We start from the raw sequence: 19,759 nt of genomic DNA, 5'->3' as shown, positions 1-19,759 counted from the left end.
AGGTAGAATGAGAACGGCACCCCCGCCCCCACCCGTCAGGTTCGCCATGCCGCCCCCGTACCCCGACGACGACGCCCCCTACAACCCCCCGCGTCGCCGCCCCCGCCCGCGGGAGGACGGCGATGAGGGCGGGTCGTTCAAGCCGCTCGTGTACCTTTTGATGTTGGCGTTCGGCGTCGCCCTCGGGCTCGGGGCGTTCTACGCCGTCTCCCGCGTCGGGGGTCGCGGCGGGGCGCCGGAGCAACCGGCGGCCGCGGCGCCGGCCACGAACCCGGACGCCCAGCAGCGCGAGGCGACGGCCAACGGCCCGCTCGGCGGCGACGAGGGGGATGCCAACCGCGTGTTCGAGGCGGCCAAGGGCTCCGTCGTGAACGTGGACACGGTGATGCTCAAGCGCGAGCGGTACAGCGACCGCCTCCAGGAGCAGCAGACCGGCACCGGCTCCGGCTTCGTGTGGGACGGTGACGGCCGCATCGTCACCAATTTCCACGTCATCCAGGACGTGCTGCGGCGGCCCGGAATGGCGGTCCGCGTCGTGCTCGCCGACCGCTCCGCGCACGAGGCCCGGCTCGTCGGCACCGCCCCAGACGTGGACCTGGCCGTGGTGAAGATCGACCCCGCTGGCGTGAAGGGGAAACTGGTCCCGCTCGGGCTCGCCACGTCGGCCGACCTGAAGGTCGGGCAGCGCGTCTACGCCATCGGCAACCCGTTCGGCCTGAGCCTGACGCTGACCGACGGCATCGTGAGCGCCCTGGACCGCACCATCGAGGCGCCGACGACGGCGCCGATCAGCGGGGCCGTGCAGCACACGGCGCCGATCAACCCCGGCAACAGCGGCGGCCCGCTCCTGAACCGCGCCGGCAAGCTGGTCGGCGTGAACACGTCGATCGCCACGCCGACCGGCAGCAACGTCGGGATCGGATTCGCCATCCCGTCCGACGCCGTGAACCAGGTGGTGACCGACATCATCCGCACGGGAAGGAGCCAGGCACCCGACCTGGGCGTGCGGTTGTACGAGGAGAAAAAGCTCCGCCGCGCCGGCTACGACACCGGCGTGATGATCGCCGAGGTGGTGCCGAACGGCCCCGCCGCCCGCGCCGGCCTTCGCGCCCTGGGACGCACCGTAACCGGCCGCGTCGTGCCCGGCGACGTGATCGTGGCGATCAACGACGATCGCGTGGATGACACCGCCGCCTTTCAGCGGGCCGTGGCGAAGTTGCGGCCCGGCGACCGAGTGCGGGTGCGCTTCTTGCGCGACGACGAGGAGCAGGAGGTGACGGTGGTGCTGCAAGGCGTCTGAACGACGCGAATGGTTCCTGGGTCGGAGCCCCGAAGGGGCGGCAACCAATCGCCCAGGGCGTAAGCCCTGGGCGATTGGCTTGATGGGCTCGCCTGCCTTTCCCAGTTCGCCCAACCGTCGCAATTCTGACCTCGATTCCGATATTTTCCCCGGACCCGCTTGCCGATGTCCGGGCGGTTCCTAAATCACCCGGCGCCGCCAACACCGGCGGCCCCTCTTCCACCCGCTTGTGGCGGGTCCACCCCCGGCCGAGTCGAGTCATGGGCAGCGGCTTTCTCACCGAACCCGACTTCATCGAAGAGATCCGCATGCGGCGCTGGGCGCGGGAGAATTACGTCCCCTCCGGTGAGCGCGACCGCGCCTGGCATCCGATCATCCTGGAAGAGATGCGCCGCAAGGACGGGGAGGTCAGCGAGGCCGTGCTGGTCGGCTAGCCCCTCCCCCGGGAGGGCAGCATGGGCTTCTACAACGGCCGGGTCACGTTCCTCCGCTTCCAGGTGAGCGGCCCGGCCCCGCGCCTTTTCGACGCGGAACACCTCGACCGGCTCGCCGACCGCGCCGCCGGCCGCCAGCGCCTCGCCGCCGCCGACGGCGTCGAGACCGGCTGGACCGCCGGCGACCACGTCCTCGACACCGATTTTCTCCTCGACAAGAACGTCATCAACGACACGCTCCACTTCGAGCTCCGCGTCGACGTGGACAAGCTCCCCGCCGACCTGATGCGGGCCTACACCGCCGTCGAACTCAAGGCGCTGAGCAAGAACAACCCCAGCGGCACCGCCAGCGCCCGCCAGAAGCGGGAGGCGAAGGAGGCGGCGCGCGACCGCCTCGAGGACGAGGCGAAGGACGGCCGGTACCGCAAGCGGAAGTGCTTCCCCGTGCTGTGGGACCGCCTCTCGAACGAGGTGCTGTTCGGGGCCACGTCGCTGACGCAGGTGGACCGCCTGTGCAGCCTCTTCGAGCAAACCTTTCAGCTGAAGCTCGAAGCCGTCACCGCCGGCCGGCGGGCGTACTTGCTGTCCGAGTTGCACAACCGCACCCGTCAGGTGGACGATAGCGCACCCAGCGCCTTCGTGCCGGGCGGCACAGCCGACGTGGCGTGGATCGCCGACGAGAGCAGCCGCGACTTCCTCGGCAACGAGTTCCTGCTGTGGCTCTGGTACTACACCGACATCGAGTCCGACACGCTGAAGCTGGCCGACGACTCCGACGCGACGGTGATGATTGCCCGCAGCCTGACGCTGGAGTGCCCGCGCGGCCAGACCGGGCACGAGACGATCAGCCACGAGGGGCCGACCCGTCTCGCCGAGGCCCGGCGGGCGATCCAGACGGGCAAGCTGCCGCGGAAGTGTGGCCTGACGCTGGTTCGCCACGACCAGCAGTACGAACTGGCGATCCACGCCGAGACGCTGGCCGTGAGCAGCGCCAAAATCCCGCCGCCGCCCGAGGACGTGACCGACGCCCGCGCCAAGCTCGACGAGCGGGCGACGCAACTGCGGGCGCTGGTGGAGACGCTGGACCTGGTCTACGACGTCTTCTGCTCGCGGCGTTTCGGCAAGGCCTGGGAGGAAGACCTGCCCGGGATGCAGCGGTGGCTGAAGCGCGAGGAGCGGCGGGCGGCGTGACCGCTCACTTCGCGTCGAGCGCCTTCGCCATCCCCGCGGCGAAGCGCTCGCCGAGCACGATCTGACTCGCGGCGTCGAAGTGCGTGCCGCCGTCGCTGGACGTCAGCCCCTCGACCGTCACCAGGAACGCCCCCGGCACCTTCGCGGCGGTCGCCTTCTGGGCCGCCCGCACGGTGTCGCGCTTGCCGTTGTCGATCACCTCGCCGACGCCGAACGGCATCGCCGGTACGCCGAGGTCGGTGCGCACGCGGCCGATGAACGCGGTCAGCTGCTTCTCGTACTCCGCGGCCGGCAGCTCGGCGTCGCTCTCGCCCTGGTGCCAGATCATGCCGCGGACCGTGGCCGTGTCGCCGCCGGCGGTCAGTGCCTTCATCGACGTGCGGGTGAAGGCCAGGAACGGCGGGTACAGGCCGGCCTTGTCGGCGGGGTTCCAGTTCTTGGCGAGGCTGGTGCCGCCTTCGGCGAACTTGATGAGGCGGACGGACTTCCCCTTCAACCGGTCGGCGAGTCCGCGGCCGAACGACACCTCGGGGCCAAACGTGCCGCTCGGCAGCGCCGTCGGCCGCGCCTTCCCGGGGGCCACGCTCCACCCCGGCCGCAACGGTTGAAAGCCGTCGCTCGCCAGCGCCGGCCCGCGGAGCGACGAGCAGGAGTACGCGATGCGCACGTCGTCCTGCGGCCGCGCCCACTTCGCCAGCGGGCCGGTCAGCGCCGCGGCGGCCCCGCGGCCGTCGGCGTTCGACTGGCCCGCGACCACGAACACGTCGAAGTGCTCGGCCCGCGCCGCGGTCGCCAGCAGGAGCCCGCACGCCGCCGCCCCGAGTGCCCGCCTCATGGTGTCGCCCCCGCCGGTCGATGATTGGATGCGGGGACATGATATCCGGCCCGGGCCGCGCTTCCGCTTGACCCGCGGGCGCGGCCGGGGGTATGGTCCCCTCACCGACCGCTGCACCGCCGCCCGGGGAGGGGCGACCGGATGAACGAGACGTCGAGCCCCTGGCCCGCCCGCCGGGTGCTGGTCACCGGTTGCACCGGCTTCCTGGGAACGGCGGTGGTCCGCGAACTGCTGGCCCGCGGGGCGGAGGTCGTGGGGCTGGTCCGCGACCGCGCCGCCGCGGCGGAGTTCACCCGGCACCGCCTCACCGGCAAAGTGCACGTCGTTCACGGCCGGGCCGAAGACCTGTTCCGCGTGCATTCCGCTCTCGCCGTCCACGAGGCGCGGGCCGTCTTCCACATGACCGATGACCCCCGCGCCACCGTGACCGTCCTCGACGCGACGCGCCGCTACGACAGCCGCGTGCCCGTCGTGCTGGCCCGGCCGGACGGGGTGGCGTTCACCGCACCTGCCGGACAGCCGGTGGGGGTGGCGCGCTTCGGGGCGCTGTTCGGCCCCGGCGACCGCGACGCGAGCCGCCTCGTGCCTGGCACCGTCGCGGCGCTGCTGAACGGCGACCGCGCCGGGTTCGCGGTCGAAGGGCCGCCGCGCGACTACGTCGCCGTCCGCGACGCCGCCCGCGCCTGCGTGACTCTCGCCGAACTGCTGCTGGCCGAACCCGGAGCGCGTGTGCTGGAACACGCGTTCCGCAGCGAGTGGGCGCGGACCGACCGCGAAATGGCGGACGCCGTCCGCGACGTGTTCGCCGGTCGAGTGGTTCTCGGCACGGCGACGCCGCCGGACGCGCTCGGCTGGGCGCCGGCGTCGGGCCTGGCCGACGCGCTGGCTGAAACGGTGGCATGGTGCCGCGACGACCTGCGGGTCCGGTCGTTCGGCCCGCGGCAGGTTCAACGCATCGCCGCGTAAGGGGAGGCCCGCACGTGTCACCCGCCGACCTGATCCGCGAGCACGGGCTGCGGCCGAACGACCTCGTCGTTCACGCCGGCGCCGGGGGCGTCGAGCTGCTCTCCGAACTGCGGGGGTACGGCTGCCGCGTGCTGCGGCTCGACCCGGACGCGGTCGGGTGGGACGCCGACGTCGACACCCTCCGGGCGGAGCTGTCGCCGGCCGTCGAGCGGCTCGTACGCGAGCGGTACGGGCCGGCGGCACTGGTACTCGTGGCCGGCGTCGTCGTTGATCGCGCCACTCGCCCGACGAGCCGCGCGGCGTGAGTCACCGCCACCGGAACAGCCGGAACGCCAGCGCGTAGCACACCACGCCCCACGCCGCCAGGATCGCCGCCGGGCCGGCCGCCGCCGCCCACCCGGCCCCGTCGTTCATCACCGCCCGTAATCCGTCGTTGAGTGCCGTCAGCGGGAGCAGCCGGATCACCGGCTGCATCGCCTCGGGGAACCGGTCCGACGAGAAGAACACGCCCGAGAACAGGTACATCGGCAGCATCACCGCGTTCATCAGGCCGGACACCGTCTCGACCGTCTCGGCCCGCGACGCCACCAGCAGCCCGACGCCGGCGAAGGCCGCGCCGCCGAGCAGCACCAGCCCCGCGAACGCCGTCAGGTCGCCGCGGACGCGGACGTCGAACACGACGTACGAGAACGTCAGCAGCAGCACGATTTCGATCAGCGTGAAGATCAGCCGGCTGAAAATGAGCGCGAGCAGGAAGTCGGTCCGGCGCATCGGCGTGGCGAGGAACCGCTTCAGCAGCTTGCGGACGCGCATGTCCACGACGACGAACCCGACGCCCCACAGGCCGCCGCCCATCAGGTTGATGCCGAGCAGGCCGGGGATCAGGAAGTCGATGTACCGCCCGCCCGGCTCCGTCAGCTTCGCCTCCGCCGGCGCCTGGTAGCCCGGCACACGCCGAAGCAGCAACTCGCGGTCCACGAGCGTTCGCGCCTGCGCCGCCTCGGGCCGGTTCGGCTCCAGGAAGTATTCGGCCGCGGCCGCCGGGGTCGCGGCCGGGGTCACCACCAGGTCCGTCTTCGCGGTGCGGAGTCGGGCGCGCGTCGCCGCCTCGTCGCCGGTCGTCACGTCGATGTGGTCGGTGCGGAGGACCGCGGCGAGTGCGTCGGCAGCTGTGGCCCCGGCCGGCCCGTCGGTGCGCACGTCGACGCGCACCTTGTCCGGCGGGCGGTCGCGGAACGCGGCCCCGAGGATGAGCGCCATCCCGAGCGGGAAGCCGTACACCCAGAAGACCGCCGCCGGCCGACGGAAGAACTCGCGCAGCCGGGCCAGCGTCAATTGCCAGAGCGGGGACATGAAACTCCTTCCGGTCACGCCGCGTCGCGGAGGTGGCGGCCGGTGAGCGTGACGAACACGTCTTCGAGCGTGGCCGTCCGCGTGGTCAGCCCGGCGAGGCGGACGCCGTTGCCGCGCAGTAAGTCCATCAGAGGCGGGATCGCGGCTGCCGGGTCGCCGACGGTCAGCCGGTAACCGCCGGCCTCGGCACGGACGGCCTGCACGGCCGGCAGCCGGCCGCACTCGGTGTGAACCGTCGCGGGGAGCTCGCCGTCCACGCTGAACTCGACGACGTGCTCGCCGCCCAGGTCGGCGATCAGCGTGCGCGGCGTGCCCAGGGCGATGACCTTGCCGTGGTCGACGACGGCGACGCGGTCGCACAGCCGCTCCGCCTCGTCCATGTAGTGCGTCGTCAGCACGACGGTTCGGCCGCGGCCGCGGAAGTCGCGGATGACGTCCCACAACTGACGCCGCGACTGCGGGTCGAGGCCCGTCGTCGGCTCGTCGAGGAACAGCAACTCGGGGTCGCCGACGAGCGCGGCCGCGACCGCCAGCCGCTGCTTCTGGCCGCCGGAGAGTTTCTCCACCTGTGCGGCCGCCTTCTCCTCCAGCGACACGCGACCGATGGCGTCGTCGACGGCGATCCCGGCGGGGTAGAAGGAGCGGAACAGGGTGACCGTCTCGCGGACGGTGAGCTTGTCGGCGAGCCGCGTTTCCTGGAGCGAGATGCCGATGCGGCGGCGGATGGCGGCCCCGTCGCGGTCCCACGTCAGGCCGAGGACTTCGACCTCGCCGGCGGTCGGTTCGAGGAGCCCTTCAACGATTTCGAGCGTGGTCGTCTTTCCGGCCCCGTTCGGGCCGAGGAGGCCGAAGCACTCGCCGGCCGGCACGTCCAGATCGAGCCCGCGCACGGCTTCGACCGGCGGCTTGCCGGGGTACGTCTTCACGAGGCCGCGGCAGCGGATGGCGGGTGGCATCCGGGGATTGTACAGGGCACCCGTGCCGGCTGATGGCCGATCGGGCTGGCGCTGCACGATTACGCCGGCAACAACAGCGAGAGCTTCCCGGGCAGCCGGATCACCGTCGGCGGCGTGCTGAAGTTCCGGTCACGGACGCCGGTCGCGTTGGGCCACGTCGAACAGGAACGACCGTGGCGACCAACCTCAGTAGTTCGTCTGCCCGTCGGTGCCGAGCCGCGCCGCTGCGCCCAGCGGTATCGTCCCCGGCAACTCCGGCTTGGTGAACGCCAGCCGCCGCCGGTTCGACACGGCCAACGGGGTGCCCAACGTCCTGGTCTCCGGGTCGAGCTCCGGCGACGATGCCGTCGGCGCGCTGAGGTAGGAACTGAAGCCGCCGACCCTCGGCATTACAGACGAGCAGTCGAAGACGATGCTGATTGCCCAGGGCGCCGTCCTCAGGTCACGACTCGGCCGGCGGCTCGGGCTTCTCGCGGAGTTTCGGCTCGATCAGCACCTTGACCACCAGACTCACCAGCGCCAGCATCGTCAGTACCGACGCCAGGGCGAAGGCGTCCGAGATGCCGCTGCGGCCCGGGGTGTCGAACAGCTTCTGGATCTGCAGCGGGATCGTGTCCGTCTCGCCGCCGATGCGGCCGGACACCACGTACACGGCGCCGAACTCGCCCATCGCGCGGGCGTTGCACAGGATCACGCCGTAGAGCAGCCCCCACTTCACGTTCGGCAGCGTCACCCGCCAGAACAGCTGCCACCCGCTCGCGCCGAGGCTACGGCCGGCCAACTCCTCCTCGGGGCCGGCCGCCTCCATCACCGGGATCAGCTCGCGGGCCACGAACGGGAACGTCACGAACGCCGTCGCCAGTACGATCCCCGGCGGGGCGAAGATGACGCGGTAGCCGTGCTCCTGGAGCCACGCCCCGAGCGGCGCCTGCGCCCCAAAGATCATCACGAAGATGAGCCCCGCCACCACCGGCGACACCGAGAACGGCAAGTCGATGAGCGTGGTCAGGACGGTGCGGCCGGGGAAGCGGAAGCGGGCGATCAGCCACGCCGCGGCGACGCCGAACACGACGTTCATCGCCACCGCGACCGGGGCCACGACGAGCGTGAGGAACACGGCGTGCCGGGTGTCGCGGTTCGTCGTCAGGTTCGTCCAGTATTCGCCGATGCCGTTCCGCAGCGCGAAGTGGAACACGGCGACGAGCGGCAGCACGATCAACCCGCCGACGATCAGGTACGTAAGCCCGATTAGCGTGTACCGGACGACCGCGGGGTCTGTCCGCGGGCGCGTGGGGGCGACGGCGGGGGCGTCGAGCAACTCAGCCGGCATGGCGCTGGGCCCACCGTTCGAGCAGGTTTACGACCACGAGCAGCGCGAACGAGATGCCCAGGAGCACGACGGCGATGGCGGCCGCCGCCGGGTAGCTGGCCGGGCCTTCCTCCAGCCGCGCGGCGATGAGCATCGGCGCGACTTCGGTCTGGAACGGCAGGTTGCTGGAGATGAACACGACGGAGCCGTACTCGCCGAGCCCGCGGGCCAGGGCCAGGGCGAAGCCGGTGAGTGCGGGCGGGATCAGCGTCGGGAGCAGCACGCGGCGGAAGGTTTCCCAGCGCGTCGCGCCGAGCACCGCCGCGGCTTCCTCCGCCTCGGCGTCGAGGTCGGCGAGGACCGGCTGCACGGTGCGGACGACGAACGGGAACCCGGTGAAGACCAGCACCACGACGATGCCGAGGCGGGTGTAGGCCACCTCGACGCCGAGCGGCACGAGGTACTGCCCGATCCAGCCGTTTTCGGCGTACAGCGTGGCGTACACCAGCCCCGCGACCGCCGTCGGCAGCGCGAGCGGCACGTCCACGAGGGCGTCCACGATCCGCTTGAGCGGGAACTCGTAGCGGACGAGCGACCACGCGACGACCAGGCCGAGGACGACGTTCACCAGCGCCGCGGCGCCGGCGGTGCCGAACGTGAGGAGGTACGCCGCGCGGGCGCGCGGCGTCCACGCGGCGTCGAGGAACTCGGCCGGCCCGAGCGACCCCGCCCGCGCCACGACCGCGGCGAGCGGGATGAGCACGAGGAGGCTCAGGTACGTGACGGTGTACCCGAGCGACAGCCCGAAGCCCGGCAGCGCCCGCCGGCTGACGCGGCTCATGCCGCTCCCCCGCGACACCCGGCCGGCCGCTCCATCACCACGTCCCGCAGCTCGCGCCACAGCGCCAGCTCCAGGTCGGCGAACGGGCCGGTGATCCCGTGCCGCAGCGCCACGTCGTAGGCCGCACGGGCCAGGTCGGCCACGAACGCCTCGGCGGCGGGGGACAGGACAAGCTCGGAACTCGGGGCGCGTCTGGCGGCCACCACGGATCGGTCCTTTCTGGGCACGGGTGAGACTACTTCGAGCGGCGGGAGTACATCTGGTCGAATTCGGCGCCGTCGGCGAAGTACGTCCGCAGCACCTCGTCCCACGTACCGGAGGGCACGAGGCCCGTCGCGGTTCGCAGGTCCAGGTCCGGGAAGTGATCGCGGTGGCGGTCGGCCACCCGCTTCAACGTCGGCCGGTGGTGGTGCCGGGCGATCAACTCCTGCGCCGGCTCGGTGTAAAGGAAGTTCAAGTAGGCCTCGGCCGCGACGCGGGTGCCGCGGCGGTCGGCCACCTTGTCCACGAGCGCTACGTGCGGCTCGGCGAGCACGCTCATGGCCTTCCCGGCGCGGCTCAGCGGGTAGACGATCTCCAGCTCGCCGTGCCCCTCGTCCACCTCCAGGTGGGCCTCGTTCTCCCACGTCAGGTGAACGTCGCCGATCTTCTTCGACGCGAACGTCATGGTCGCGCCGCGGGCGGCGGCGTCGAGTACGGGCGTCCGGCTGTACACGCCGCGGACGTACTCCCGGGCCTCGGCCTCGGTGCCACCGCTCCAGATCACGGAGCCCCAGAGCGCCAGGAAGCTCCACTTTCCGTTGCCCGACGTCTTGGGGTTCGGCGTGATGGCCGACACGTCGTCGCGGGCCAGGTCGGCCCAGCCGCGGACGTTCTTCGGGTTCCCCTTCCGCACCACGAACACGATGGTGGACACGTACGGCAGCGACCGGTTCGGCAGCTTCTTCTCCCAACCCGCTTCCAGGAGTCCGGCCTTCCGCACCATGTCGGTGTCGGGGAACATCGCCAGCGTGACGACATCCGCTTCGAGCCCGTTGGCAACGGCCTGTGCCTGACTCGCGGAGCCGCCGTGCGACATGCGGACGGTCACCGTCGTCCCCTTCTTCTCCGCATAGTCGCGGATGAAGGCGGCGTTGATGTCGCGCCACAGCTCGCGCGTCGGGTCGCAGGCGACGTTCAGCAGGTCGGTTCCGCCACCATCCCGGACGACACCGGCGGACACGATCCAGGCCGCTGCCGCGACGAGGTACACGCCACCGACGGCGAACAGGAACTTCGTCCACACGAGGAGTTCAGCCTCCGATAGTTTACCATCCGCGTCGCGGAAGTAGTGTATGCTGTCGGCTTGGAACAACAAGTGAATGAAGTGAAAAAGCCCACCCGGGGTAACGGGTGGGCTTTCGGAGCGTTGCCAACGTGGAATTACACCAACTCGGGCATCGGCACGCCGTCGGCGAGGTGCTGTGGCCGGCCGGTCGGGTCGTTCACCATGTTCGTCATGGGGTTCAGCCCGAGGTTGTGGTACAGCGTGGCGAACACCTCACCAAACGTCGTCGGCCGGGAGGTCGCGAACTCGCCGAGGCGGTTCGTCGCGCCGATCACCTGACCCGTCTTCATGCCGCCGCCGGCGAGGATGGCGCAGCTGACCTGCGGCCAGTGGTCGCGGCCGGCGCCGCCGTTGATCTTCGGCGTCCGCCCGAACTCGCCCCACGCGATCACCGTCACGTCGTCGAGCATCCCGCGGACGCTCAGGTCCTCCACGAGCGCCGTCAGACACTGGTCGAGCTTGGGGCCGTGGTCGCGGACGAGGTCGAAGTTCTTGCCGTGGCTGTCCCACCGGCCGTAGCTCAGCGTGACGACGCGGACGCCGGCCTCGACGAGCCGGCGGGCCATCAGCAGCTGCTCGTTCACGGTCGGGGCGCCGTCGAACTGGAACTGGAAGGGCTTGCCGTCGCCGTAGCGGTCCCGCGTCTTCTGGCTCTCCTTCGACACGTCGAGGGCGTCCACGAGCTTGCTCGACAGCAGCACGTCCATCGCGCGAGCGGTGTGCAGGTCGGCCGTCTTCAGCGCCCCGTCGCGCTCCAGACCACTGCGGAGCTGGTCGAAGCTAGTCAGCAGCTCCTTGCGGCTGGGCAGCTGGTCGCGGTTGCTGCTGTTCAGCACCATGTTCGCCAGGTCCGGACCGCGCGGCTTGAACGCCCCGAAGGCGGCGCCGAGGAAGCCGCTGCGGCCCGGGTCGCTCCACGGCCCGTGCTGCGTCGTCTCGGCGAGGCCGACGAACGGCGGCACCGACGCGTCCACGTTCCCCTGCAGGCGTGCGGCGACGCTCCCGAGGCTGGGGCGGCCGCCCATCGGGGCCAGTGACTCCTGCCGCCAGCCGGTGGTGGCCTGGAAGGCGTCGTGGCCGCCGCTGGCGCCGACGATGCTGCGGATGAAGGCGAACTTGTCGGCCATCGCTGCGATGCGCGGGAAGGTCTCGCCGATCTGGATGCCGGCCACCTTCGTGCTGATCGGGCGGAACTCGCCGCGGACTTCGGCGGGGGCGTCGGGCTTCAGGTCCCACATGTCCTGGTGGGGCGGGCCGCCGCCGAGGAAGATGTTGATGACGGCCTTGTGCCCCGTCCGCGGCAGCCCGCCCTGGGCGGCTTCGGCGCGGAGGAGGTCGGCTTGCGTCAGCGCCGTCGCGCCGAAGGCGAACGTGCCCGCGCGGAGGAAGCTACGGCGGCTGACGCCGTCGCAGAAGCGGGTGCGGCCGAGTGGGATGTTGAGCATCGCGGGCGGCCCCGTGCGGGGAAGGCGGGAGGTTGGCAGTTTGCCGGCGGGCGGGCGGAGTGTGTTGCTCCGACCGTGATGATAGCTTACATCGGCAGAACCGGCCCAGCAATACAAAACTGGATGAAACCAGTCCAGGCCGGTCAGCCGCGGGGCGCGGGAGTCGAGGCTGCGGCGCGGTCGTGTGTCATCCGGTTGCGGCTGGCCTGATCGCGACACATTTCGCTGGGGCAATTCGCTGGCAGCGCACCCGTCGCAGGGGTACGCTGAAGCCTTCCATTCGAGCCGGAGGCGGGAATGGCCCGGGTCGTCCTCGTCGCACTCGTCGCGCTCGCCGGTGTCGCCGGGGCTCAGCCCCACGCGCCGACGGCCCGCATGGTGGCGTTCAACGGCAAAGACCTGTCCGGCTTCACCACCTGGCTGAAGGACACGAAAGCCGCCGACCCGCGCCGCGTGTTCCGCGTCACCGACGGCCTGCTCCACGTCACCGGCGACGGCTTCGGCTACCTCGCCACCGACAAGCCGGTCCGCGACTACCGCGTCCGGCTCGATTACAAGTGGGGCACGCGCACCGACGGCGGTAAGTACGTCCGCAACTCCGGGCTGCTCCTCCACGCCACCGGACCGGACGGCGGCGCCGGCGGAACGTGGATGGCGAGCGTCGAGGTACAGCTGGCCCAGGGCTGTGCTGGCGACCTGATCCCGATCCGCACCAAGGACGTGCCCGTCGCCTTCGCCAGCGACGTGAAGCTCGGCCCCGACAAGCGGCCGCGCTGGTCGCCCGGCGGCACGAAGACCGTATTCACCGGCCGGCAGCTGTGGTGGAACGACCACGACCCGGACTTCAAGGAACTGCTCGACACCCGCGGCCGCAGGGACCGCGAGAGCCCGCGCGACGGGTGGACGACCGTGGAGTGCGTCTGCGACCGCGACACCATCACGGTGTCGATCAACGGCACCGTCGTGAACCGCGCCTACGACGTGACGCCGGCCGGCGGGAAGATACTCCTCCAGTGCGAGGGCTTCGAACTGTTCGTGCGCAACTTCGAGCTGCTGCCCCTGGTCAAATCTCCCTCCACCCCCGCGAGCCCGCCATGACCGCCTCCCGTCGTCACTTCCTCGCCGCCGGCGCGGCCGTTTCCGCGTCCGCCCTCCACGCCGCCGGCGACGACACGCTCCGCGTCGGCCTGATCGGCTGCGGCGACCGCGGCACCGGCGCGGCCACGCAGGCGCTGCTCGCCGACCGCAACGTGAAGCTGGTGGCGATGGGCGACGCCTTCGACGACCGCCTCCGCTCCAGCCTGACGCTCCTCCGCAACCGCAAGGATTTAGCCGGCAAGGTGGACGTGGCCGCGGACGCCTGTTTCGTCGGCTTCGACGCCTACCGCGAGGTGATCCGCCGCTCCGACGTGGTGCTGCTGTGCACGCCCCCGCACTTCCGGCCGATACACTTCCGCGCCGCGGTCGAGGCGGGGAAGCACGTTTTCGCCGAGAAGCCGGTGGCGGTGGACGCCCCCGGCGTGCGGCACGTGCTCCAGACGGTGGAGATGGCGAAGCAAAAGAACCTGTCCGTGGTGTCGGGCCTGTGCCTCCGCTACGACTTCGGCTTCCGCGAGACGGTGAAGCGCATCCACGGCGGCGCGATCGGCGACATCACCACGATGTTCGCCAACGACTACCGCGGCGGTCGCTGGCGAAAGCCGCGCACGGAAGGCCAGACGGACATGCAGTACCACATGCGCAACTGGTACAACTTCACCTGGCTCAGCGGCGACTTCAACGTCGAGCAGCACGTCCACTTCCTCGACGTGTGCGCCTGGCTGATGAAGGACGAGTACCCGGTCCGGGCGATCGGCATGGGCGGCCGCGCCGTGCTGAACAGCCCCGACTACGGCAACATCTACGACCACTTCGCCGTGACGTACGAGTACCGCGGCGGCGCCCGGCTCGTGAGCAACTGCCGGCAGAACCCCGGTTGCAAGAACGACCTGAGCGCTCACGCCGTCGGCAGCCGCGGCCGCGCCGTGCTGTCGGAGCGGACGAACGGCCTGTCGCTCCACCCGGCCGGCGGGAAGGACTGGTTCTACGACGGCCCGGCCAACCAGATGTACCAGACGGAGCACGACGAACTGTTCGCCAGCATCCGCGCCGGCCGGCCGATCAACAACGGCGACTACATGACGAAGAGCACGCTGCTGGCGATCATGGGCCGGATGGCGGCGTACACCGGCCAGCAGATCACCTGGGAGCAGGCACTGGCGTCGCGCGAGGACCTGAGCCCGCCCCGCTACACCTGGGATCAGGCAGTGGCCGACCCGCCGGTCGCGGTGCCGGGGCTGACGCGATTCGTGTAACTCTGCCGAATCCATCGGACCGGGCGTGATCGATTGTGGGTTCAGAAGCCCCCAGCCCCATGTCTACGTCCCCGCACAAGCCGTCGCCCGTGAGGCGGTCGCGCTTGCCCGGACGACGACGCAAGGCGCAGCCTTCCAGCTCCGTTGGACCCCGGAGCGGAAGCGACGGGCCTGCTGGTTCACTTGTCCGGATTGATGCAGGAGCCCCGGGCGCGAGTTACGGGGGCGAATGCCCCGCCGCCCACGCCGCGGGCTCCGGCGGAGATCACCACGCCTTCACGATCGCGATCTGCGTCTGGTAGTTGAACGGCTTTTCACCGGACACCTGCGCCTCCCAGTAATTCAGGAAGTACCAGTCGCCGGTGATTTGGAAGCGCATGCCGGGGCCGGCCCCGACGTACGTCGGCCCACCACTGTTGTCGATGGGGGTAATGATGTTGCAGTTGGCGTAAAACACGAGGTCGCCGAACAGCACGTCGTGCGGTCGGAAGTAGCGGCCGACCGCGATGTCGCCGTTAAACGTCGAACTGGCGGCCGACTCGTTCACCGGGATGTTGACGCCCGTTCCGCCGCGGACCACCCACGCACCGCCCGGGTTGGTCCAGAACGAGTACCGGGGGAAGATCGTCGTGAGGCCGCCGCCCGTCTCGGCTTGCCCGGTCGGCAGAGTGACACCGAGGGTGAACAACTGGGTGGTCGCTTCCGTTTCCGAGAGCAGGAACGACGCGGCGACCTGCACGTCGCCGAATTCCGTCCGGCGTTCGCTCGTCGCACCCAGGGACCCGTTGGGGCTGGCGAGCGGTGCGTTGATGTACAGCTCCAATCGGCGGCTGAGCGGGAGGAAGGCGGCGATGCCGCCCGAGTACCCGCTCCCGTCCCCCCCGTTCGTGCTGGGGACGCCGTTCATGTAGCTCCCGTTCACCAGCCAGAGCCGGTAGAACACCCCTTCGAACGCCCCCAGCCACCCGTGGCGCGGCGTCAATCCGGACTGCCCGGCGGGCCCACCGGCCCAAGGCTCGCGCCACCCCTCGGTGAAGAAGGTGTCGAGCGACAGCGGCCGCCACGGATTATCGTCGCCGGTGAGCGACGCACGGATCGTCTCGCCGAGACGCATTTCGGCCCGACACGGTGTCGGGCCGCAGTCGGGCGCGGGTCCGGCACTCGGCTGCTGCGGGGAGACGGCATCGACCAGCCTCGCATACCCCATGGCCGGCGCACCAGTCGGTGGCGTCGGTTGCTGAGCCGACGAGCGGCCATCGAGCGAGAGAACGGCGAGTGCGAGTACGGCCGCGTACCGGCCTACTCCTGGGTACGAGAAGGGATTCCCTTCCATGGATCACCCCGAGTCAGCAACTGGTGGGTGCCCGATCGCGTGCTCCGAAGCACAGAATGATGCGATCGCCCGGCCTCCGAGGCGCGAGGGCGTAGTTTGGCAAAGCATCGCCAGATAAAGAATCGGGAGAACCTGCGTAGGCGGTGCAGGAAATCCTGGAACGCGTACAACTTTCCCCGGGTTCCGCGAGATGCTATGTCAGCGGTCGAATCGGTCCCGCGGGAACCCCTCGGCGGTCGATGCGGAGCCGCCTGAGGTATTACCAGACCAGCCGGCTCCCTGCCTTGTGCGGTTGAATCTGTCGGACAGGGCGTGATTGCGCATGGGTTCAGAAGCCCCCAGCCCCATGCTTGAGTCCCCGCGCCAGCCGTCGCCCGTGAGGCGGTCGCGATTGCCCGGAAATCCTGCCGATGGGTACGTCGGCGCGTAGCCGCACGGACGTCACCCCCACGAGCCGAACTGGCAGGTCGAGTCGGCCTGCCCCCGGCACGAGCGTCCGCTGGGGAGTGCGATCGGTGGGCGGTCGGATGCCTCCCGCGAGCACCGGAGGCAGTTTCGAGTGCTGACCCACAACCGCACGCGTGAAGCGGCACATGGGTAGCTGGATTCAACACAGCAGCAGTTCTTGTGAGCGTCAACACACGACTGACCCCCCGCTCTGCGCCGCGGGTGGGCCTCGCAACCCCTCTCGCAGCTGATTGCAAGAAAAATCTTCGCGGCCGGTGGCCGCCCTCTTCACCGCCCCATAACTTGTGTGAACCGAGTTGGCGGTGACGCCGATTCGGGAACCGGCCGCGGGAGCGGCCGACGGTCTTTGGCAACGTGGTGATGTGAGGCGAGCCCGGTCCGGGTTCGCGGCCGCACGGCTTTTCACCCGCGAGGGTGTGGGGCGGTGTTGCTGCGGGCGGTGGGCCGGGCGGTGAAGTGTGTGCGACGACTACAGTGTTTGGTGACCGAGGCCTTGGAGTTGGTGCAAACTCATCCGCCATGGCTGTGTTGTGGCGAGAGGATACGCCGCCCCGATTCGACCCGAGACGGCTCGGGGGGTTGGGGCGGTGCGGCCAAGCTAGTAAGGGCGTGTGGGGGATGTCTTGGCGCCGGGAGGCTCAAGGGCGCGACAGGCGGCGAAACGCCCGGGGGAGCCGTCAAGTGGGCTCTGATCCCGGGGTACCCGAGCCAACGGGGGGAACTGAAACATCTCATTACCCCCAGGAAGAGAAAGAAACCTCGATTCCGTCAGTAGCGGCGAGCGAACGCGGACGAGCCCAAACCGTGGGGGTAACCCCACGGGGTTGTAGGACCACCAGTAGGACCTGGACGGGGAGCGGAACGGCGTGGAACCGCCGGCGACACAGGGTGAAAGCCCCGTACGCGAATCCTGAACAGGCCGGGTGGGATCCTGAGTACGACCCAACACGTGGAAGTGGGTCCGAATCCGCGGGGACCATCCCGCAAGGCTAAATACTCCCCGGCGACCGATAGCGTAGAGTAGCGCGAGCGAACGATGGGAAGAACCCCGAGAGGGGAGGACAGTGAACCTGAAACCACACGCCTACAAGCGGTAGGAGGGCTACGCGGGCAACCGCATGCCTGACTGCGTGCCTTTTGCATAATGATCCGGCGACTTGCCGTCGGCGGCATGGTTAAGGGCCTTTGGCCCGCAGCCGCAGGGAAACCGAGTCCCAACGGGGCGTTGGGTCGTCGGCGGCAGACGCGAAACCACGTGACCGACGCCCGGCCAGGACGAAGGTGGGGTAACACCCACTGGACGACCGAACTCACGAGTGTTGAAAAACTCGGGGATGAGCCGGGCGGGGGAGTGAAAGTCTAATCAAACGTGGAGATAGCTCGTTCTCTCCGAAATAACTTTAGGGTTAGCGTCGGGCTAGTTGGTAGTGGGGGTAGAGCGACTGATTCCGAACGGGGGCCTACCCGGCTACCCGTCGGAGCCAAACTCCGAATACCACTATACAAGGCCCGGCAGCTAGGCTCTGGGGGACAATCTCCAGGGCCGAGAGGGGAACAGCCCGGACCGCCCGCTAAGGCCCCCGAATGACGCTCAGTGCGAAAGGAGGTCGAACCCCGAGGACAGCCGGGATGTTGGCTTAGAAGCAGCCACCATTTAAAAAGTGCGTAATAGCTTACCGGTCGAGGGGTTCCGCGCCGATAATGAACGGGACTCAAGCGTCATGCCGAAGCGGCGGGTGTGTAGTTTACTACACGCGGTAGGAGAGCGTTGCACGTGCGGCGAAGCGATACGGACAACGGGTCGTGGAGCGCGTGCAAGTGATTATGCCGGAACGAGTAGACGATAAGACGGGTGAGAATCCCGTCCGCCGTAAACCTAAGGTTTCCTGGGGAAGGTAAATCCGCCCAGGGTCAGCCGGTGCCTAACCCGAGGCCGAGAGGCGTAGGGGACGGGGAGCAGGTTAATATTCCTGCGCTCCCGTGCGGTTTAACCCGGTGGGGAAAGGGTGCAGGCTTATCAGATTGCCTCAGGGCGATTAAGACCCCGATATCCCGGACCCCGCCGGCAAGAAGTGCCGCGCGGAAACCGTACCAAAACCGACACAGGTGGGTGGGATGAGTATTCCAAGGCGCTCGAGAGAACTCTCGTGAAGGAACTCTGCAAATTGGCCCCGTAACTTCGGGATAAGGGGCGCTCACCTCCGGGTGAGCCGCAGCGAAAAGGGTCTAGCGACTGTTTACTAAAAACACAGGTCTGTGCGAAGGCGTGAGCCGCGGTATACAGACTGACGCCTGCCCGGTGCCGGTAAGTTAAGGGAGGCGGTTAGCCCGCAAGGGCGAAGCTGGCGACCGAAGCTCCGGTAAACGGCGGCCGTAACTATGACGGTCCTAAGGTAGCGAAGTTCCTTGTCGGGTAAGTTCCGACCTGCATGAATGGCGTAACGACTGGACCACTGTCTCCACGAGAGACTCGGTGAAACTGTAGTTGTCGTGAAGATGCGACATACCCGCAGCTAGACGGAAAGACCCCGTGAACCTTAACTGCAGCTTGGTATTGGGTTTAGGCCCGGCATGCGTAGCGTAGGTGGGAGGCCGTGAACCCCGCTTCTCGGAGCGGGGGGAGCCGTCGATGAAACACCACCCTTGCCGTGCTTGAATTCTAACCCGGTCCGGTGAACCCCGGCCGGGGACCGTGCTAAGTGGGCAGTTTGATTGGGGCGATCTCCTCCCAAACGGTAACGGAGGAGCCCAACGGTCCCCTCAGCCCGGTCGGCAATCGGGCCTCGAGCGCAAACGCAGAAGGGGGCTTGACTGCGAGCCCGATGGGGCGAGCAGGTGCGAAAGCAGGGGTTAGTGATCCGGCGGTCCCGGATGGAAGGGCCGTCGCTCAACAGATAAAAGGTACTCCGGGGATAACAGGCTTATCTCCTCTGAGCGTTCATAGCGGCGAGGAGGTTTGGCACCTCGATGTCGGCTCATCACGTCCTGGGGGTGGAGAAGCTCCCAAGGGTTCGGCTGTTCGCCGATGAAAGTGGTACGTGAGCTGGGTTTAGACCGTCGTGAGACAGGTCGGTCCCTATCTGCTGCGGGCGGACGAGACTCGCGGGGCTTCCTCCCTAGTACGAGAGGACTGGGAGGGACGCACCCCTGGTGTGCCGGTTATCGCGCTAGCGGTACCGCCGGGTAGCCACGTGCGGAACGGATAAACGCTGAAGGCATATAAGCGTGAAACTCCCCCCAAGATCAGGTCTCGGTTCGTAAGATGAAGGCTCCCGGGAGACGACCGGGTCGATAGGCCGGACGTGCAAGCGTGGCGACACGCTCAGCCGACCGGTACTAACAGCCGACCGTTTGGCCGCACCGCCCCTCCCCCCGGGACAGCCCGGAGGTAGAGGCCTCGGCCGCCGGTGCACGGTAGTTGAAGCACACACGCCACACCGCCCCGCATCACCACGATGCCTCCCGTACACGCGGGCGGCGCCCCACCCCCTACCCGGGGGCGGGCGCCGGTCGCACCCGAACTGCCGGTGACCATGCCCGGGTGGAAACTCCCGTTCCCATCCCGAACACGGCCGATAAGCACCCGGGGCCGATGGTAGTGCGTCCAGCGCGAGAGTAGGTCATCGCCGGCATAACTTTGAGCCTCC

At 69.2% G+C, this 19,759-nt stretch carries 17 protein-coding genes and 2 rRNA genes; 9 read left to right on the top strand and 10 right to left on the bottom strand.

From position 1 onward, the window contains the following. Window positions 1–7: 7 nt before the first annotated feature. The 3 genes from ETAA1_RS17300 (at window position 8) to ETAA1_RS17295 (ending at window position 2,925) form a co-directional block, all read left to right on the top strand. Entirely contained in the window at window positions 8–1,300 is a 1,293-nt protein-coding gene (locus ETAA1_RS17300; protein ID WP_145240608.1) for a S1C family serine protease, read from the top strand. Window positions 1,301–1,560: 260 nt separating this feature from the next. Then, a complete protein-coding gene (locus ETAA1_RS32055; RefSeq protein ID WP_202920187.1) occupies window positions 1,561–1,734 on the top strand; it encodes a hypothetical protein in 174 nt (57 codons plus the stop codon). A 21-nt stretch (window positions 1,735–1,755) separates the two neighbouring features. Continuing rightward, entirely contained in the window at window positions 1,756–2,925 is a 1,170-nt protein-coding gene (locus tag ETAA1_RS17295; protein WP_145240607.1) for a hypothetical protein, read from the top strand. A gap of 4 nt (window positions 2,926–2,929) precedes the next feature. On the opposite strand, the gene ETAA1_RS17290 is transcribed toward ETAA1_RS17295, so the two are convergent. Next, window positions 2,930–3,760, bottom strand: a complete 831-nt coding sequence (locus ETAA1_RS17290) for a sialate O-acetylesterase (protein ID WP_145240605.1) — start codon at window positions 3,758–3,760, stop codon at window positions 2,930–2,932. 141 nt (window positions 3,761–3,901) lie between these two features. Here ETAA1_RS17290 and ETAA1_RS17285 point away from each other — a divergent pair, with 141 nt between their 5' ends. Both ETAA1_RS17285 and ETAA1_RS17280 read left to right on the top strand, forming a co-directional pair. Then, on the top strand, window positions 3,902–4,726 hold the full coding sequence (locus ETAA1_RS17285) for an NAD-dependent epimerase/dehydratase family protein (RefSeq protein ID WP_145240603.1): 825 nt from the start codon (window positions 3,902–3,904) through the stop codon (window positions 4,724–4,726). A 14-nt stretch (window positions 4,727–4,740) separates the two neighbouring features. After that, a complete protein-coding gene (locus ETAA1_RS17280; RefSeq protein WP_145240601.1) occupies window positions 4,741–5,031 on the top strand; it encodes a hypothetical protein in 291 nt (96 codons plus the stop codon). A 1-nt stretch (window position 5,032) separates the two neighbouring features. Here ETAA1_RS17280 and ETAA1_RS17275 read toward each other — a convergent pair whose 3' ends face one another. The 8 genes from ETAA1_RS17275 to ETAA1_RS17245 all read right to left on the bottom strand — a co-directional run bounded on the left by ETAA1_RS17275 (window position 5,033) and on the right by ETAA1_RS17245 (window position 11,957). Further along, window positions 5,033–6,079, bottom strand: coding sequence for an ABC transporter permease (locus ETAA1_RS17275; RefSeq protein ID WP_145240599.1), 1,047 nt, complete (start codon window positions 6,077–6,079; stop codon window positions 5,033–5,035). 14 nt (window positions 6,080–6,093) lie between these two features. After that, window positions 6,094–7,035 carry an ABC transporter ATP-binding protein gene (locus ETAA1_RS17270; protein WP_145240597.1) on the bottom strand — a complete coding sequence of 314 codons (942 nt, stop codon included), beginning with the start codon at window positions 7,033–7,035 and terminating at the stop codon, window positions 6,094–6,096. Window positions 7,036–7,221: 186 nt separating this feature from the next. Next, window positions 7,222–7,344: a hypothetical protein gene (locus tag ETAA1_RS33480; RefSeq protein WP_261341988.1), complete on the bottom strand. Its 123-nt coding sequence runs from the start codon at window positions 7,342–7,344 to the stop codon at window positions 7,222–7,224. A 133-nt stretch (window positions 7,345–7,477) separates the two neighbouring features. Next, on the bottom strand, window positions 7,478–8,365 hold the full coding sequence (cysW, locus tag ETAA1_RS17265; RefSeq protein WP_145240595.1) for a sulfate ABC transporter permease subunit CysW: 888 nt from the start codon (window positions 8,363–8,365) through the stop codon (window positions 7,478–7,480). Continuing rightward, window positions 8,355–9,185, bottom strand: coding sequence for a sulfate ABC transporter permease subunit CysT (gene cysT / locus ETAA1_RS17260; RefSeq protein WP_145240593.1), 831 nt, complete (start codon window positions 9,183–9,185; stop codon window positions 8,355–8,357). Before cysT ends, cysW begins: the two co-directional genes overlap by 11 nt. Beyond that, the gene (locus tag ETAA1_RS17255) at window positions 9,182–9,388 is read right to left on the bottom strand and encodes a hypothetical protein (protein WP_145240591.1); all 207 of its coding nucleotides are present in this window, start codon (window positions 9,386–9,388) and stop codon (window positions 9,182–9,184) included. Before ETAA1_RS17255 ends, cysT begins: the two co-directional genes overlap by 4 nt. Window positions 9,389–9,420: 32 nt before the next feature. Continuing rightward, window positions 9,421–10,470 (bottom strand): sulfate ABC transporter substrate-binding protein, encoded by a 1,050-nt coding sequence (locus ETAA1_RS17250; RefSeq protein WP_145240589.1) that lies wholly within the window; start codon window positions 10,468–10,470, stop codon window positions 9,421–9,423. 137 nt (window positions 10,471–10,607) lie between these two features. After that, on the bottom strand, window positions 10,608–11,957 hold the full coding sequence (locus tag ETAA1_RS17245; RefSeq protein ID WP_145240587.1) for a DUF1501 domain-containing protein: 1,350 nt from the start codon (window positions 11,955–11,957) through the stop codon (window positions 10,608–10,610). Between the two features lie 297 nt (window positions 11,958–12,254). Here ETAA1_RS17245 and ETAA1_RS17240 point away from each other — a divergent pair, with 297 nt between their 5' ends. Both ETAA1_RS17240 and ETAA1_RS17235 read left to right on the top strand, forming a co-directional pair. Beyond that, complete coding sequence (locus ETAA1_RS17240) at window positions 12,255–13,055, top strand: 3-keto-disaccharide hydrolase (RefSeq protein WP_145240585.1); 801 nt, start codon at window positions 12,255–12,257, stop codon at window positions 13,053–13,055. Continuing rightward, complete coding sequence (locus ETAA1_RS17235; protein ID WP_145240583.1) at window positions 13,052–14,311, top strand: Gfo/Idh/MocA family protein; 1,260 nt, start codon at window positions 13,052–13,054, stop codon at window positions 14,309–14,311. The genes ETAA1_RS17240 and ETAA1_RS17235 overlap by 4 nt, the downstream gene beginning before the upstream one ends. Before the next feature lie 265 nt (window positions 14,312–14,576). Here ETAA1_RS17235 and ETAA1_RS17230 read toward each other — a convergent pair whose 3' ends face one another. Further along, window positions 14,577–15,425 (bottom strand): transporter family protein, encoded by an 849-nt coding sequence (locus ETAA1_RS17230; RefSeq protein ID WP_145240581.1) that lies wholly within the window; start codon window positions 15,423–15,425, stop codon window positions 14,577–14,579. 1,278 nt (window positions 15,426–16,703) lie between these two features. Between ETAA1_RS17230 and ETAA1_RS17225 the strand changes: the two genes are divergently transcribed. Both ETAA1_RS17225 and rrf read left to right on the top strand, forming a co-directional pair. Further along, window positions 16,704–19,471, top strand: a 23S ribosomal RNA gene (locus ETAA1_RS17225). 164 nt (window positions 19,472–19,635) lie between these two features. After that, window positions 19,636–19,744, top strand: a 5S ribosomal RNA gene (rrf, locus tag ETAA1_RS17220). The last annotated feature ends 15 nt before the right edge of the window (window positions 19,745–19,759 follow it).

Source organism: Urbifossiella limnaea (assembly GCF_007747215.1).
Lineage (GTDB): Bacteria > Planctomycetota > Planctomycetia > Gemmatales > Gemmataceae > Urbifossiella > Urbifossiella limnaea.
This window is presented reverse-complemented; position numbering and strand designations above follow the sequence as displayed.